Origin of the sequence: Tautonia rosea (genome assembly GCF_012958305.1) — a bacterium.
Lineage (GTDB): Bacteria > Planctomycetota > Planctomycetia > Isosphaerales > Isosphaeraceae > Tautonia > Tautonia rosea.
Window position 1 is genome coordinate 520,625 of the sequence record NZ_JABBYO010000004.1, and the last position, 16,229, is coordinate 536,853.

General features: G+C 63.3%; 14 protein-coding genes and 1 tRNA gene. 5 read left to right on the plus strand and 10 right to left on the minus strand.

What is annotated here, in order from left to right:
• The first annotated feature begins 65 nt into the window (after positions 1-65).
• Together HG800_RS09640 and HG800_RS09645 are read left to right on the plus strand one after the other, a co-directional pair.
• Positions 66-1,556, plus strand: coding sequence for a sulfatase family protein (locus HG800_RS09640; RefSeq protein ID WP_169976226.1), 1,491 nt, complete (start codon positions 66-68; stop codon positions 1,554-1,556).
• 380 nt (positions 1,557-1,936) lie between these two features.
• Positions 1,937-2,629, plus strand: coding sequence for a DUF6629 family protein (locus tag HG800_RS09645; RefSeq protein ID WP_169976228.1), 693 nt, complete (start codon positions 1,937-1,939; stop codon positions 2,627-2,629).
• Positions 2,630-2,736: 107 nt separating this feature from the next.
• Here the strand turns inward: HG800_RS09645 and HG800_RS09650 are convergent.
• A tRNA-Pro gene (locus tag HG800_RS09650) sits at positions 2,737-2,811 on the minus strand.
• A gap of 192 nt (positions 2,812-3,003) precedes the next feature.
• Between HG800_RS09650 and pyrF the strand changes: the two genes are divergently transcribed.
• The gene (pyrF, locus tag HG800_RS09655; protein ID WP_315852008.1) at positions 3,004-3,942 is read left to right on the plus strand and encodes an orotidine-5'-phosphate decarboxylase; all 939 of its coding nucleotides are present in this window, start codon (positions 3,004-3,006) and stop codon (positions 3,940-3,942) included.
• A gap of 237 nt (positions 3,943-4,179) precedes the next feature.
• Here pyrF and HG800_RS09660 read toward each other — a convergent pair whose 3' ends face one another.
• The 9 genes from HG800_RS09660 to HG800_RS09700 all read right to left on the minus strand — a co-directional run bounded on the left by HG800_RS09660 (position 4,180) and on the right by HG800_RS09700 (position 14,062).
• The gene (locus HG800_RS09660; protein ID WP_169976230.1) at positions 4,180-4,440 is read right to left on the minus strand and encodes a hypothetical protein; all 261 of its coding nucleotides are present in this window, start codon (positions 4,438-4,440) and stop codon (positions 4,180-4,182) included.
• Positions 4,441-4,476: 36 nt separating this feature from the next.
• On the minus strand, positions 4,477-5,556 hold the full coding sequence (locus HG800_RS09665) for a DUF420 domain-containing protein (protein ID WP_169976232.1): 1,080 nt from the start codon (positions 5,554-5,556) through the stop codon (positions 4,477-4,479).
• Between the two features lie 182 nt (positions 5,557-5,738).
• A complete protein-coding gene (locus HG800_RS09670) occupies positions 5,739-6,119 on the minus strand; it encodes a cytochrome C oxidase subunit IV family protein (RefSeq protein WP_169976234.1) in 381 nt (126 codons plus the stop codon).
• Positions 6,120-6,195: 76 nt separating this feature from the next.
• A complete protein-coding gene (locus HG800_RS09675) occupies positions 6,196-7,176 on the minus strand; it encodes a cytochrome c oxidase subunit 3 (RefSeq protein WP_169976236.1) in 981 nt (326 codons plus the stop codon).
• 91 nt (positions 7,177-7,267) lie between these two features.
• Complete coding sequence (gene cyoE / locus HG800_RS09680) at positions 7,268-8,242, minus strand: heme o synthase (RefSeq protein WP_235963498.1); 975 nt, start codon at positions 8,240-8,242, stop codon at positions 7,268-7,270.
• Positions 8,239-9,393 (minus strand): COX15/CtaA family protein, encoded by a 1,155-nt coding sequence (locus HG800_RS09685; protein ID WP_169976238.1) that lies wholly within the window; start codon positions 9,391-9,393, stop codon positions 8,239-8,241. The genes cyoE and HG800_RS09685 overlap by 4 nt, the downstream gene beginning before the upstream one ends.
• Before the next feature lie 124 nt (positions 9,394-9,517).
• Positions 9,518-11,422 (minus strand): cytochrome c oxidase subunit I, encoded by a 1,905-nt coding sequence (locus HG800_RS09690; protein WP_169976240.1) that lies wholly within the window; start codon positions 11,420-11,422, stop codon positions 9,518-9,520.
• Positions 11,423-11,428: 6 nt separating this feature from the next.
• Positions 11,429-12,634 carry a cytochrome c oxidase subunit II gene (gene coxB, locus HG800_RS28195; RefSeq protein WP_315852009.1) on the minus strand — a complete coding sequence of 402 codons (1,206 nt, stop codon included), beginning with the start codon at positions 12,632-12,634 and terminating at the stop codon, positions 11,429-11,431.
• A 129-nt stretch (positions 12,635-12,763) separates the two neighbouring features.
• Positions 12,764-14,062 (minus strand): c-type cytochrome, encoded by a 1,299-nt coding sequence (locus tag HG800_RS09700; protein WP_169976243.1) that lies wholly within the window; start codon positions 14,060-14,062, stop codon positions 12,764-12,766.
• Positions 14,063-14,516: 454 nt separating this feature from the next.
• Here HG800_RS09700 and HG800_RS28200 point away from each other — a divergent pair, with 454 nt between their 5' ends.
• Together HG800_RS28200 and HG800_RS09710 are read left to right on the plus strand one after the other, a co-directional pair.
• A complete protein-coding gene (locus HG800_RS28200; protein WP_169976245.1) occupies positions 14,517-15,248 on the plus strand; it encodes a CPBP family glutamic-type intramembrane protease in 732 nt (243 codons plus the stop codon).
• 63 nt (positions 15,249-15,311) lie between these two features.
• Positions 15,312-16,217 carry a metallophosphoesterase family protein gene (locus HG800_RS09710; RefSeq protein ID WP_169976247.1) on the plus strand — a complete coding sequence of 302 codons (906 nt, stop codon included), beginning with the start codon at positions 15,312-15,314 and terminating at the stop codon, positions 16,215-16,217.
• The last annotated feature ends 12 nt before the right edge of the window (positions 16,218-16,229 follow it).

A 16,229-nucleotide genomic window follows, 5' to 3' on the forward strand; every position in this document is an offset into this window, starting at 1 on the left:
CCAGGGAAGGGGACGTATTGGGATCGTCTTCAGCCGATCTGGTCCGAGACTCAGGGAGTTAACTCATGAGATGGGGATGGTGGAGTCGGACGTGTTGCGTTGTCACGCTGGGGGTTGTGGTCGGGTTTGCGGGCAGGGGAACGCTTCGGGCGGCCGAGGATCGGCCACCGAACCTGATTGTTGTCTCGGTCGATAACCTTGGATATGGCGACATTGGGCCATTTGGATCGGAGTTGCACCGTACCCCTCACCTCGACCAGATGGCGAGCGAGGGGATGAGATTGACGCACTTTTATGTCACCTCGGGCGTCTGCACACCCAGCCGGGCGAGTCTGATGACGGGATGTTACCCGAGGCGTCTGTCGATGCACGAGGATCACGAAGGGGGGCGGGTGCTTCGGCCGCGATCGGCGACTGGCCTGCACCCGGACGAGGTGACGATTGCCGAAGTCTTACGCGAGGCCGGGTACGCGACCGGCATTTTCGGCAAGTGGCATCTGGGGGACCAACCCGAATTCCTGCCGACCCGGCAAGGGTTCGACACGTTTTTCGGGATTCCCTACAGCGATGACATGGTGCATACGCTTCCTGTCGCGAAGGAACGCGGCTGGCCCCCCCTGCCCTTGCTGAGGGATGAGGAGGTGATCGAGGCTCCGGTCGATCGCAACACGCTTGTAAAACGTTGCACGGAGGAGGCGATTGCGTTCATCGAGCAACATCGTGACCGGCCGTTTTTTGTCTACATGCCTCACACGATGCCCGGTTCAACCGCTGCGCCCTTTGCGAGTGAGGCGTTTCGGGGTCGGTCGGCCAATGGACCGTATGGCGACTCGGTGGAGGAGCTTGACTGGTCGCTCGGCCAGGTGATCGAAACGCTACGGGAACTCGGGCTGGATGAGCAATCGCTGGTGATCTGGACGTCGGATAACGGAGCGCCGCGACGCGATCCGCCGCAAGGGAGCAATGCCCCGATGGCCGGCTGGGGGTATTCGACCGCCGAAGGGGGGATGCGGGTCCCCTGCCTGGCGCGATGGCCGGGCAAAATCCCGGCGGGATCGACGTGCGAGGAACTGGTCTCGACGCTCGATTTCCTCCCCACATTCGCTGCTCTGGCCGGGGTTGAGCCTCCCAAGGATCGGCACCTCGACGGGTTTGATGTCCGCGAGCTGCTGTTCGGGACTCCTGGAGCCCGATCCCCCACGGTTGCGTTCTTCTACTACGAGGGCCCGCACTTGCAGGCGGTTCGGTCGGGGCCCTGGAAGCTGTATTTGCCGCTGGGCGAAGGGATCAGACCTCCTCATCCTGCGATTGAGCCGGGCCGCCCTGCCCTGTTCGACGTCTCGATTGACCCGGGCGAGTCGATCGATTGCGCCGCCGATCAGCCTCAGGTTGTCCGCTTGCTGCTTGCCCTGGCCGACGAGGCCCGCACGGACCTGGGTGACGGCGACCGGCCCGGAGTGAACCAGCGGCCCACCGGACGGGTCGATTCGCCGAAACCACTGACTCGCGACCAGGGAGACCGCTCTGCGCCCTCGTCTTCGACTTTGGAAGACTGAGGAGTACGGGGGGGCGGTGGGTTGCCGCTTCGTGGATTGCTCTTTCGAACTGAGGGTGGATCGAAAGTTCATTGGAATTGTTTACGTCAATGCGATTCTCAAGTTGTTGGCGGGACGGATTGGAGGTGGAGAAAGGTGGAGCGCCTTTGGATTCGCTCGGTTGAGTCTCAAGGCGAGCCTCTTCAATTCGATGGGCGTGCGCGATATTCTTCAACGATTGCTCACAATTTGGTGGGCGCTTGCGGTTGTGACACTTGAGGCGTTTCGATTCTGGGAAACCTGGGGATCACGTCAGGCTCGCCCGGGGAGTCTTGATTCCGAGGCGACCAGAAGTGCGATCACCTCCGCTAGGGGTGAGTGGCTCCTCGATCCGATGCGGCATGGCCGCTGGAAGGGAATTCTCTGTGTGCATCAGCGCAGAAGCGAGTTTCGGGGCCTCCGCGGCCCTGATCCCGGTCGGCCTTTATTGCGTGCGAGAAGCGGTGCGCAAGGAACCAGCGAAGCTGGCCCTTGCAGCGATCCCGTTGATCTTCGGGGTTCAGCAGATTTTTGAGGGGTTTGTGTGGCTGGAACTCGGCCGGGGGGCGGCCCGACCGGATTCTCCGGCCGCGCTGGCGTTCCTTTTTTTCGCCTTCTGGTTCTGGCCCGCGTGGGTCCCTTTGAGTCTTGCGTGTTTCGAGCGAAGGGGCCGGCCGTTCCTTCTGATCCTGCTGGCGCTCGGGATGGGACTCGGAGCGAGTCTCTTTCTTCCCATCGTGACCGAACCCGAGCGTTATCTTGCGATCGAAGTGGTCCGGCATTCGATCGAATACCAGATTGGGGCCATTCCGATCTCGAAGGTGATCCCCGAGATGGTTCTGCGCGTGGTTTACCTGGCGATTATCGTCGTTCCGTTTGCCTTTTCCGATCGGCGTCTGCAAATCTTTGGAGGGGCCGTGCTGGCCTCGTCACTGGTGAGTCAGATCGCCTTCGGTTATGCGTTCTTTTCAATTTGGTGCCTGTTTGCTGCATTGCTTTCGCTTTACCTGGGTGTCTACTTCGCCCGGCTCCCTCGAACGATCAAGCGAGGATAAGAACCGACCGAGCAGATGCTGATGGATGTGGGAGATGAGGTTCCAAATGGATCAAGGCCCGCTTCCCACGGGGGGAAACGGGCCTTGATGAATTGGATTGTGTTGAGTCGGGGCGAGCCGATTTGAACGGCCGACCTCCTGCACCCCAAGCAGGCGCGCTAACCAGGCTGCGCTACGCCCCGATCCCGAGGGGTCCCACGGTGGAAACCGGGGGAACGGAACTCGGCAGAAGCGGCATCCGCAAGGCGGGGTGGGTGAGAATGACCGGGCTGGTCAAGTGGGGTCACGAACCCTAGGATGCAGGCGATTCTGTGCCCGTATTCTAAAGAGTTCCGGGTCCCTGTCAATGCGGGCTCGGCCGGGGAAGCGAGATCGTGACGAACGCTGCGGATCGGTTGATCGCGAAGATGCGCGAGGTGGGCAACGGGGTGGTGGTGGGAATCGACCCGCGACCGAAGCAATTTCCGAGGGAAATCGCTGAGCGGTTTCCGAGGTCGGCGGAGGGGATCGCGCGGAGTTTGCTGGCGTTTGGAGAGGAGATATTGGGGGTCGTGGCGGGGAAGGTGCCGGCGGTGAAGTTTCAGTCGGCGTTTTACGAGGAGTTCGGGCCGGCGGGGGTGTCGGCGTTGCACGCGAGTGCGGCTGATGCGAAGCGTCGGGGGCTGTTCGTGATCATCGACGGGAAGCGAAACGATATCGGCTCGACGGCCGAGGCGTACGCGAGGGGCTATCTGGGGCATCCGCCGATTGATGAGGAGAAAGGGCCGGCCTGGCAAGGGGATGCGTTGACGATCAACCCATATCTGGGGAGTGACGGCATTGCACCCTTTGCGAAGGTGGCGAGCGAGCGAGGGCGCGGCCTGTTCGTGCTGGTCAGGACGAGCAACCCGTCGGCCGGGGAGTTTCAGGACTTGATTGCTGAGGGGAAGCCGATTTACCGGCATGTGGCTGATCGGCTGGTCGGGTGGGCCGAGCCGTTGAAGGGGGAGTCGGGTTATAGCGCGATCGGGGCGGTGGTGGGGGCAACGTATCCGGAGCAACTGGCGGAGCTTCGGGAGGCGATGCCGGGCATTCTGTTCCTGATCCCAGGCTACGGAGCGCAGGGAGGAACGGCCGCTGATGTGGCGGCTGGGTGTGACGCGGACGGTCTGGGAGCGATTGTGAATTGCTCGCGGGGGATCATCTTCGCGTATGAGCGACCTGAGCTTCGCGAGCGGTTTGGCGACGACTGGCGTGCGGCGATCGCGTTTGCGGTGGAGGAGATGGTCGAGGACCTGGCGGCGAACACGCCGATGGGGATGATGAGAAGGTGATCGACGGCGATCCGGATGGGGATCGGTGGGCGACGAGTTACGGGTTTCGAAGACGGAACCTGTGACAAGCGTTCATGTTCCGGAACGCATCTCGACAGGTTCAAGGGTCTGAATCGTGGACCTTAGAGCAGTTTTCGATGGAGCGGAGCGGCTCGCCGGGAGATGGGAGACAGGCACCTCGAAGACTCGGAGCCAGTCCCCATTTCCCTGACCCTTCACAGACAAACGAAAGACGCTCTAGAGCTGTGGGATGCTCCCTTTGCGGGCCATCCGGACGACGGCGACTGTGCCGATGCTGAACATGCCGAAGGGTATGGCGAGCATCAGGATGATGCTGCGGGAGAACCCGGTGGCGAAATCGGCGCGACCACCTTCGGATTCTTGCACCGCGAGTCCCGATTTGCAGTTCGGGCAGGCTGAGGCGGGAGCCGAGGCAGCCAGGGGGAGCATCAACGCACTGGCGAGAAGTCCGAGGCGAAGGATGGGCCGAAGGGACATGGTCGGCTCCCGGGCAAGTTCGGGGGAACAGTCGGGTTAGACGCCCGCGACCGCAGGGGCGGCCGTGGAGAAGTCGAGTTGGTAGAGCATCAGGTAAATAACAACGCCGGTGATCGAAACGTAGACCCAGATCGGGAACGTGACCTGAGCGATCACCCGGTGGCGGTCGAACCGCTTGCGGAGGGCTCGAACGACCGTGATGAGGATCATCGGCACCATGACGACGGCGAGGATGGTGTGCGAGAGCAAGATGGAGAAGTACGCCGGCCGGGCCGGGCCGACTCCGGAGAACTTCACGCTACCGACCTGGGCATGATACACGAGATAGCAGGCGAGGAAGATGGCCGAGACGGTCAGGGCGGCTACCTGGGCCACGGTGTGGCCTCGAACGTTGCCGGAGCGGATCAAGATCCAGCCGAGGATGAGCAGAATCGCACAGGTGCCGTTGAGTGAAGCGTTGACGGCAGGGAGTCCTCGGGCCCAATCAGGAGCAGAGAGGTAGGCGATCCGCTCGCGGAGGCGTACCATGCCGACCTCATCGGCGATGTCGAAGACACCGACGACGCGGTTGCCGCGATCGACGAGGGCGAGCTTTGTGCTGTGCAGGATGGCCTCGGCCCCGGAAGCGAGGTCGTCTTCGGTAGCCTCGGCAACGCTCTGGAGGAAGCCGCGCTGGACGAACTCGTAGGTGTATTCTTGCGGCGCGGTGAGGAACCACCAGCGATCGGGATCGGCCCCATAGCGGCGGGCGAAGTCGGTGAGAACCTCGGGGGTATCGAAGTCGGGGTCCACCGTGATGCTGACGAGGCGGACGGGGGAATTATCGGGGAGATCGGCCTGGAGCTTGGCCATCTCGGCCGAGATGCGGGGGCAGCTCGACGGGCAACGGCTGAAGACGAAGGAAGCAACCCAGACCCGGTCGGTCAGGTCGGCGTCGGTGATTTCTTGACCGGAGCGTTCGGTGAAGGCGAAGGAGCCGAGGGGGTTGGCTGCCTCGCCTAGGTCGTAGCCGGACCGAATGGGCGGATAAGGGTTGGTCTGGGTGAAACAGACGAGGGTGGAGGCGGCGACCGTCGCCAGCACAATGCCGATACCGATGCGGTAGGAGCTGCTCACGTCAGAATGCTCGCGGAGGCGAGCCCAGTGGGTGTTGAGGGCGATCGTGGGGCGGAACCGAGGAGCGAGGCGAGGACGGGCAATCGGGGGGGAGTACCTTCACCGCTCTGAAGGGATTATACGAGGCGCGGCGAGAGGCAGGATTGAGGGTCGGCCTGAGGTCGGAGGGTGTTGGGTTGGGGTCAGGGTTGATCGGAAGCGGCGGCGATGGGTGCGGCGGGATTCGGGTCAGGATTGCCGGGGGGCAAGGCCATGTCGGGGACCAGCCCGAGGACGGTGACGGTGGCCAGAAAGGTGGTCGGGATGAGGACGAGGTACTTCCATCGCCCTTCGAACAGCAGGTGCATGAAGAACAGACCGACCAGGCCGGCCTTGATGATGGCGATGACCATGAGGCCGCCGATCAGGAGCCAGGCTGACGCATCGGCAAGGGCCTTTGCATAGAAGTATTCGGCCATCGTCAGGACGAGCAAGGCCAGGAAGACGCGCAGGTAGACTTTCACGTGAGAGGTCTGCTCGGTCTGGCTCACGACGATTGTCGAGGGGGTTCCGGTGGGGTCCATGCGTTGCGGTCCTCCGAATTCGGTGATCAGAGCAGAACACGCGAGAGCCGGCCCGATTGGCCTAGGCACGATCTCATCAGATCAGGTAGACGACGGTGAACAGGATGATCCAGACGAGGTCGACGAAGTGCCAGTAAAGCCCGGCCAGCTCAACGGAGGCGTGATTTTGCTGGGTGTAGCCGCCGAAGAGGGAGCGGAGCCAGATGATCGTCAGGGCGATGACCCCGCCGGTGACGTGGGCCCCGTGAAAGCCGGTCATTGTGAAGAAGGCGGAGGCAAAGAGGCTGACCGATGGCCGAAAGTGCCCTGTTTCGCTGATGCCGACGGAATAATGATGGCCGAACATCAACTGATAATATTCGTAAACCTGAATACTGAGAAACACGGATCCAATGAGGATCGTTGCGAGCAGCCAGAGCGAGAGACGGACCTTGTCACCCCGCTGGATGGCGGCGAGGGCGAGAACCATCGTGACCGAGGAGCAGATCAGGATAAAGGTATTGATCGCCGTCAGGTCGATGCTCAGGGGGTTGACGAGCATCTGGTACGGTTCGGGCCAGGAGAAGGTTTCCAGACCGTCGATCCGGACCTCGGCCCCGAGGGCCTGGAGACGTCGGTAAAGGTCGCCGACATCGGCCGGGGAGTACGGGGAATCGACCAGAACGACGGCGGCGCCGAGGTCGTGGGCTGTTTCGACGAGGTGCTCAACCTCCTCGATCGGTGTGCCGCTGGCGTTGTGGATGGCCTCGACGACGGCTTCTTCGTCGGGACCGGCTTGGATGAGGACGACACCCTGAGCATCCTGGCGGTTGGTCAGATCGGTGCCGGGGCTGAACAGGTTGCTGTAGGACGCGGGAGGGCTGCCCGCCCGGAGGACGACGTACGAGCCGATCAGGCCGGTGAAGAACATGACCTCGGTGGCGAGAAAGAGCCAGAGGGCCACCTTGCCGGGGGTCGCGGGCGGAGGGCTGGGATGCCCGGCGTGAGCGGCGGAGGGGTGGTCGTGGTCGTGAGGAGCGCCGGTCGGTTCCTCGCCAAAGGGGGGTGTCTCGGCCATCGGTCGTTCCGTTGCGTGGGGAGACCCGGCGCGGGCCGGGTACGTCGCGTCACCAATCGGCCCGAAGCGAGCGGGAAAACAGTGGCTCGTCTCAGGCCGGCAGCGGGTTGAGCAGGAGCAGGAGCAGGATTGCGGGCAGGTAGAGGAATGAGGCCCCGAGCAGTCGTCGGGCCGTGGCATCGGAGACATGCTGCCAGAATCGAACCGCGCCGGCCAGGTAGTAGAGGCCTAGGAGCAAGGCCCCGACAAAGTAGTACGGGCCGGCCAGTCCGATGGCCACCGGCAGGAGGCCGACCGGGACAAGGACCAGGGCATGCCCGACCGCCTGCCGAGCGGTCAGAACACCGAACGGATCGACGCAGGGGAGCATTTTGTAGCCGCCTCGGGCGTAGTCGTCGCGGTAGATCCAGGCAATGGCCAGGAAGTGCGGGAACTGCCAGAGGAAGACGATCAGGAACAAGGCCCAGGCTTCGATGCCGAGCTGGCCGGTGGCCGCCGCCCAACCGATGACCGGCGGCAATGCTCCCGGCACGGCGCCGACGGCCGTGTTGAGGGTCGTGATCGGCTTAAGGAGGGTGTAGACGAAGGCATAGAGGACGAAGGTGATCCCGGCGACCGCCGCGGCGATCGGGTGGGGGCCGATCAGGAGCAAGGCGAGTCCAGCGACGGTGAGGGCCGAGCCGAAGAGGGCCGCCTTGCCAATGGCAATCCGACCACTGGGCAAGGGGCGTCGAGCGGTCCGTCGCATCCGGGCGTCCCGGGAATGCTCGACGACCTGATTCCAGACGCTCCCCCCGGCGGCGACCAGGCCCGTGCCAAGCAGGGCGACGGCCAGCCAGAGGGGCGAGGACCCGCCCCGGGCCCCCAGAAGGTAGCCGACCGTCACCGTGACCAGCACGAGGAAGACGATCTTCGGTTTCGTAAGGGCGATGTAATCGTCGAGCAGACGAGGGGTGGCCGTGACCGTCGCCGTCGCCGAGACAGTGCGATTGCTCGTCACCTCGACAGGGACGGGACGCGGACGCGCGTCGGAGGCCGGGGGAGCCATCGGCGTGGCCATGTTCATCGGATCGCGGCCTCCAGGTCGCGCGAAGCGGGTGCGGTCGGGCTTTGGGACGATACCGAGGCCCGAACGGATTGGAACTGACGGGACGCTCGAAGGGCCAGAACGGTTGAGGCGGCGAGCAGCAGGGCGCCATTGGCCTGATGGGCCGTTCGGACGACGGCCTGACCCCGAGTCACCGAGCGAGGGATGCCGTCAAAGGGACGGAGTACCCACCACGAAGCGATTCCGAGCGTCAACTGCACGACGACCAGGGCGATCATGGCCCGAGCCGAAGGGACCAAAGCAGGATACACGGACCGACGCGTGATGACCATCCACGACACGCCGAGGACCGCCAGCAAAACGACGACCGCGAGGCCGCTGTGGACTTCCAGGCCGAGGCTCCGGTGTCTCAGCAACGCTCCGAATACGATCTGAGTATACACAAGCAGGGCCACGCCGAGGGTCAAGGCGCGCAGATGAAGCGAGTCGGGGGTCTTCGGAGCGGCCGATTTCCAGCGACGTCCGGTGATGACGCAGAGGGCGACCATGAGGGCGAAAAACGCCTGTCCGGTGCAACCGTGAACGGCTGCCAGGTCGGTGGAGTTGAGGCGAACGCGGTAGCCGCCGAGGGCCCCCTGAATGATGACAGCCGTCAACGCGAGCCATCCGAGGGCGGGGAGCCCCTTGCGCTCGACCGCTGCGTACCAGAGGGAGAGCAACGACCCGGCGATGCCGAGCGCAATGATCACCGCCAGGAACGATTCGGTGCCGCTGAGGGTGATCAGCGACCCGGCCAGGAGGATTGCCGAGATCACGGCGACCCCGGCAGCTCGCCAGGTGCGCCACCCGGCCGCGCCGGTGAACCAGAAGGCAAGGATGATGCAGCCGATTCCGGCAAAGGAGCCGAGCAGGCGGTGGGCATGCTCGATGTAGACCCCCCAGGAAGAGGTCCAGAAGTTATACAGAAACATATTGATGCCGAACGTCGTTGGCCAGTCGGGCACGGCCATGCCGACGCGGTAGGTCGTCACCAAGCCGCCGACGAAGAGCAAGGGCCAGGTGAAGGCGGTCGCCAGCAGCGCAACCCGGTGAGGACCGGGCCGATAGGGGTTCGGCGCGGTTGGGGGAGCTGGGGATCGGGAAGCGTCGTTCGGATTCGATGCGTCCATGGAAGGGAAGTTGGTTCGGCTCGGGACGTTCCGGGCGGAGAAAATTGGGAGAGGTCTCGCACACAGGCCCGGCTTTCAAGGTTGTGAAGGCCGGGGAATCGCTCGGAAGCGAAGGGACGGGGGATCAGGCCATGACCGAGTCGAGCGGCTCGGAATCGGAAGGGCGCGGCTCGGTTTGCGGCAAGTAGTCGGCCTCGAATTCGGGAAGGCTGTACTCGTAGGCCGGGTGATAGACCGTCGGGATGCGGTCAAAGTTGTAGTGCGGTGGCGGCGAGGCGGTTTGCCACTCCAGGGAGTTCGCGTACCAGGGGTTTGCCGTCGCCTTGCGACCGGCGATCAGGCTGGCAATGAAATTGTAGACAAGAATGAGCTGTGCCAAGCCAAGACCAATCGCGCTGATGGTCATGAACTGGTTCATGCCGATGATGGCGTCGTTATTGAAGAGCTCGAAGCCGGTGTAGTCGGCGTAGCGGCGCGGCTGGGCGTGCATGCCAACGATGTGCATTGGGAAGAAGGTGCCGTTGAAGAACAGGAACGAGAGGGCGAAGTGAATCTTGCCCAGCGTTTCGTTCATCATGCGGCCGAACATTTTCGGGAACCAGTAGTAGATTGCCGCGAAGATGCCGAAGGTGCTGCCGCCGAACAGGACGTAGTGGATGTGGGCGACGATGAAGTAGGTGTCGTGGATGTGGATGTCGGTCGGGGTGGCGGCCATGAAGATGCCGGAGAGCCCGCCGATGACGAACATGGCCACGAAGGCGATGGCGTTGAGCATCGCCGCGGTGAAGTGGATGCTGCCGCCCCACATGGTGCCGAGCCAGTTGAAGGTCTTGATGGCCGAAGGCAAGGCGATGAGCATCGTCGAGAGCATGAAGGTGGCCCCGAGATACGGGTTCATGCCCGACTGGAACATGTGGTGACCCCAGACGATGAAGCCGAGCAAGGCAATGCCGCCGACAGCGAAGACCATCGGCTTGTAGCCGAACAGGGGCTTGCGGCTGAAGGTGGAGATGATGTCGGAGACGATCCCCATCGCCGGGAGGATCATGACGTAGACGGCCGGGTGGCTGTAGAACCAGAACAGGTGCTGCCAGAGCAAGGGGTGGCCACCGCCGACCCGTTCTGGACCACCCGCAACCGACCAGTCGAGCGGTGTGAAAAAGTTTGTGCCGACGGTGCGGTCGAGCAGTTGCATGATGAGCGCCGAGGTCAGGACCGGCAGGGCGAAGGCTTGAAGGAGGGCGGTGACGAACATGGCCCAGACGGTCATCGGCATGCGGAAGAGGGTCATGCCCGGTGCGCGAAGCATGAGAATTGTCGTGATGTAGTTGATTGATCCCATCAACGACGAAACGCCCGCGAAGAGCAAGGCCATCAACCAGATCGTTTGACCGTTGAGCGAGCCGGGGGTCGACCAGAAGAAACTGGCCAGAGGAGGATAGCCGGTCCATCCGGCTTCCGAGGCCCCACCGGGCACGGCGAAGGAGTAGAGGATGAGGACGAAGGCCGGCCACATGAACCAGTATGAGAACATATTCAGGGTCGGGAATGCCATGTCCCGAGCCCCGATCATCAAGGGGATGAGGAAGTTGCCGAAGGCCCCGGTGAGGATCGGGATGATCACGAAGAAGATCATGATCGTCCCGTGCATGGTGACGAGCTTGTTATAGAACTCGGGGGGCATCATGCCGCCCTGGGCGCTCCAGAGCGAGTCACTGAGGTGGGGCATGTCGGCCCAGGGCCAGGCCAGCTGCCAGCGGATCGCCAGCGCGAGCAGGCCGCCGATGACGAAGAAGATCAGCCCTGAGAAGAGGAACTGGATGCCGATGATCTTGTGGTCGGTCGAGAAGACGTACCGAAAGAGCGGGTTGCGGGGGGCCGGGTGGATGTGCTCGTCGTGCCCCGGCGCGTGGCCGCTGGAGGGAATGAGGCCGGGAGGGTGGCCGGAATCGGGGCCGGGAGAAACGGCATCGGCCGACGAGGGAGCCGGCGAGTCGGTCGGTCCGTGATCCTGCGGTTCGGTGCTCATGAGGGCTCACTCCACTCGGAGGCCGGAGGCGTTGGCGACATCGGCCGAAGCCGGGGAGGCGGTCGGGTCGCTGAGTTCTTGCTCGCGGAGCGACTGGGCCATCCACTCGTTGAATTCGTCCTGGGATTCGTGGACGGTGACCTGGGATCGCATCTTGTAGTGCCCCCAGCCGCACAGTTCGGCACACAGCAGTTCGTAGCGACCGGCCTTGCGAGCATCGAAGAGGACGGGGATGGTCATGCCCGGGACAGCGTCTTGCTTGATACGCATCTGGGGGAGGAAGAAGGAGTGGATCACGTCTTCAGACTTCAAATGAATGATGGTCGGCTCATCTTTGACGAAGTGCAGGTCGTTGACGGTGTGCAGGTCGTCATCCGTGCCGAAGCGGCCATCGGGGCCGGGGTAACGGATCTTCCACTGGAATTGCCGGGCAGTGACTTCGGCCAGAGGGCGAACGTCGGGCCAGGTGCTCTGGATTTTGATGTCGGCCCAGGCGCGGAGCTGATAGAGGGCGATGAAGACGAGAATGGCGGCGGGGATGACCGTCCAAATAATTTCCAGGCGGAGGCTGCCGTGCGAGTAATGGGCGCGCCGGCCCGGCTGGGCACGGAACTTCCACAGGATCAAGACCAGGGCGACCGCAACGCCGATGAAGGTGATGCCCGTGATGACAAGCAAGAGGATATAGAGGTGGTCGATCTGCCCGGCGGCGGTGGAGACGGTGGCCCTGAGGGAGCCTCCCGGCTCGACGACCGAGGCGAGTGTTTCGCCGGCCATTGTCTCGAGGCGACCGAGTTCGGCGACAACCTGGTCGATGGCCTCGGGGCCTTCGGACGTGCCGAGGAGGTTCCGAGCCTCGACAACCGAGTCCCGAGTCCTGGCAACCTGACTTTCGAGTGCCCGGGATCGGGTGGTGAGGAAGTTCGATTGAATGGCCTGATCGAGACGAGCCGACTGGCGATCGAGCCAGGCTCGGGTCTGGTCAACCGTCTCAAGCTGTTCGGGAGCCGCTGGGCCGTCGAGATCGCGGAGCGCGACCAGCGCGGTGGCAGACTCGGGGGCCTGGATCTGAATGTCTTCCAGGGTGGCAATGGACTGGGCGTTGGTGGCTCGGTAGCTGGGAAGCCACCAGTCGTCGTCGAAGGGCGCGTAGACGAAGGTCGCAATGACGAGCACCGAGACCAGGGCGAACAGAACGCTCCAGTATCTCACAGGCAAACTCCCGAGGTCGAGGACCGCGAGGGGACCGGGTTCCAGGAGGACCGCAAGGGAGGCTCGGCGACCTCGGGGACTCGGACGAAGGCACAACACGGAAGCGGCGGCATGGCGAAGCTCTACGGGTCAGCGCGCCGCCGTTGAGGCAGCTTCGGGGATCACGTCAGCCCCGAGCTTCTGGACCTGATCGGGTCGGAGCAAGTCGGGTTGCTGGGGCAAAGCGAGGACGAAGTTGACCAGATTCCAGAGGTCGTCCGGATCGCTCAGGGCCTGAACGTGGCCGGGCATGGCGGTGCCGGTGATGCCGGTGGCAATCCGCCAGTAGAGGTCGATCGGACGACGGCCTCCCTTGTAAACCCCTCGGTTCAGGTCGGCGGGGCGGAGGGGGTCGCCCCACTCGTCGCTCCAGCGGCGCTGTTGTTCGTCGGCAATCTGCTGAAGGGTTTCGAGGGTCGATTTGCTGGTGGGGTCGTAATTTTCGAGGAAGACGTAGCGATTGAAGGTTTCGGGGTCGATCCAACTCGGGCCGTCTCCGACTCCCTGGTTGCCGTGGCAGCCGGCACATTCGAGCTTCACATCACGGGAGAGGCCGAGGAACAGATCGCGACCGCGTTCGATGCTCTCTTGGGTGGGGGGAACGCGAGGCGTGAGGGGTTCGACCAGATTCAAGCCTTCGAGGGCCTCGGTCCAGCGGCCAAAGATTTCGAACTCGGCGATCTCACCGACTTCCTCTCGAAACAACTCAAGGCCCTCCTCGTCGGCGAAGTCGCTGTCTTCGTAAAACGAGGCTTCTTCGAGGATCATCCGTTCGACCTCGCCGCGATAGGTGAGGAAGAGGACGTAGTCAATGACCTGTTCCATCTCGACGTCGGTCATCTGGGCCTTGAAGGCGGGCATGGAGGTGCCGTCGATGCCGTTGTGGAGAATTCTCCGAAGGTCGTCGCGGGAAGGCTTGTCGCCGTAGTCGGTGGAGGTGAACTTGAACAGGCCGCGGCGGTAGTCGCGGGGCCTTGGGTAGAGGAACGCGGCGGTCGGTCCCTGGCCGTCTCCGGAGACTCCGTGGCAGTGCAAGCAGTGGCGATGGTAGAGGGCCTGTCCGCCAGCAATCGGCACGGGGGTCTCGGAACCGGCTGGGTAGTAGACAACCGGACGGATGTCCTCAGGATCATCCCCTTCCTGAACCAATCCGGCCAGGTATCGGCCGCCTTCGGGAAGGCCCGCACCACGAGGGACCCGGAGCAAGTCGGGAGACTCGCCGAACATCTCGTCGACGATCGTCTCGACGGCGCGTCGGGCGTTCGGTTTCTCGGCGAATTCCTCGCTTGCAAGGCGGGGATCGTGAGCAAACTGAACGGGTTCCGACGCACTACAGCCGGCCAGGGCAATCAGGCCGATGATCCAGAACTGTCGCCACGCGATGGTCACGCGCGATTCCTCCCCGGTGATCCGGCCGGCCATCGCACGATCCGGTTCCGGGAGGAACCGGGCCGACGGGAGCCGGACCTGTCGTCGCTCAACGCGGTGTTCCGAGCCGTTCATGGAACGGAGAATAGACTTCAGTGTCTCGGGCGGAATGGGGGATTGCCGACCGCCTCAGGCGGGAAAAGTCGAGCAAGGCCCGACCTCGTGGTCAATCCTAGCGGGCGAAGGAACGTGTCTCAAGGCCCGATCGAATTTCGAAGCGTTCGATTCGTTCAACATTTTCGGCATGTTCAGGCTAATCGGCAATGGCGAGGGACGATCGGGCTCAGTCGGAACCGTGGTTTCGACGATGTGCAACGATGTGAGAGCTTACCAGGAATCGAGCTCTGGCCCGGTTGCGAAGGCTCCCCCGTCCCGAGTGTTTACTTGGCCGGAGGGGGGGGGAGAGGGTCGTCGTGTGGAGCGATCGGGAGGCTACTGGACGAGTTGCCGGGGGGCGTCGGCGGCCCTTCTGATGGTTCTGCCGTTGCTGGCGATCTACGAAGGGGGGATTGCGGCACTTGGCGGAGACGTGGCATTGCGGGCAGGGGTGGATGCCTGGATCGGCCGCCTGACGCCTGATCGGTTTCGGGTGCCGGACTGGGCCCCTTCGGCCGTGCTGGCGTTGGGGATCATTGCCTGGCGGATTGCCGAGCCGGGACGGTTCCGGGTGAGGTGGCTGCCTGTTGCGGTTGTTGAATGCGTGGTGCTCGGGGCTGGGTTGCTCACGATGTTCCGGGGGTTTGATCACTGGTTCGAGGGCAAGGGCGGGGCCTTGCCGATGGAGATGACGTCACAGCTCGCTCTTGATTGGAACCCCTGCGAATGGATTGGGTTGGTGGGTGCCGGAATCTTCGAGGAAGCGGTCTTCCGGCTGGGCTTGCTGGGGATCTGTTATGCCGTCCTCCGGGTCTTGCACATGCCTAACGTGCTGGCGACGGCCATGGCCGTGAGCGGTTCGGCGCTGGTCTTCTCGATGGCGCACCATGTGGGGGAAGTGCCGGGAGCGTTTTCCTGGTCGACGTTTGTCTTTCGATGGCTGGCAGGCGTTTACTTCGCCTGGGTGATGATCTTCAGGGGGTTCGGGATCGCCGTTGGCACGCATCTCGCGTACGATCTGTTGGTGGTGGTGGATCCCTGGGCGGGTTGACGAGACGCGGGTTGAGGGCCTGGCCGCCCGGTTCACGGAGCTCAATCGTCTCGAGGAAGAACGTTGAAGATTGTCCATCTGTCTGATATTCACATCTGGCGATACTCAATCAATCCGGTGAAGCTTCTGGGCAAGCGAGCTGTGGGCATGGCCGAGCTGTTTACGGGCCGGGCGAAGAAGTTTCGGCTGGAACGCATGGAGGATGTGGTTGATCGGGTGAGGTCGATCAAGGCGGATCATTTGCTGATCACGGGAGACCTGACGACAACGGCATTGCGTCGCGAATTCGAGCAGGCGAGAGTCGCTCTGGAGCCGCTACTCGAGGACGCGGATCGGGTGTCGATCTTGCCGGGGAATCACGATCGATACACGTCGCATTCGGTGCGGACGCGGGCGTTTGAGCGGGTGTTCGGAGCGTTCGCTCCAAGTGATGCGTTCCCGTGGCTGAGGTATCTGCAGGATGATCGGACGGCCATTCTGGCGCTTGACGCCACTCGGTCGCACCTCTCGGCCACCGGGCGATTGCCGGAGGCACAGTTTCGTGAGGCGAGAGAATTGCTGCTGGCGTCCCATCCGAAGCCGAAGCGGTTGATCGTTGCCTGTCATTATCCGGTGGCCGCGCCGGAGGCTTATCGATCGGAGCTGCGCAAGAAACGGATGGTCAACGCGGCCGATGTGGCTCGCTGGCTGCGGCGGGTCGGTCCTCATCTCTATTGCAGTGGGCATGTGCATGCGGCCTGGGCGCATCGGCCGCACGAAGTGCCAGAGCAGCTGAGTCTGAACGCGGGGGCCCCCCTGCTCCGCGACCCGACCGGCCGCCGGCCGCCGGGGTTTCTGGAGATCGACCTGACTGAGCAATCGGTCACGGTCAAGCATCACGCCTGGACGGGGATGGACTGGTCGATCATGCCGATGGTGACGGACCTCCGCCTGTTCGGCGCTCAGGCGAGTACCGTGGTTCAGGAGTAGGCATGAAGAGGC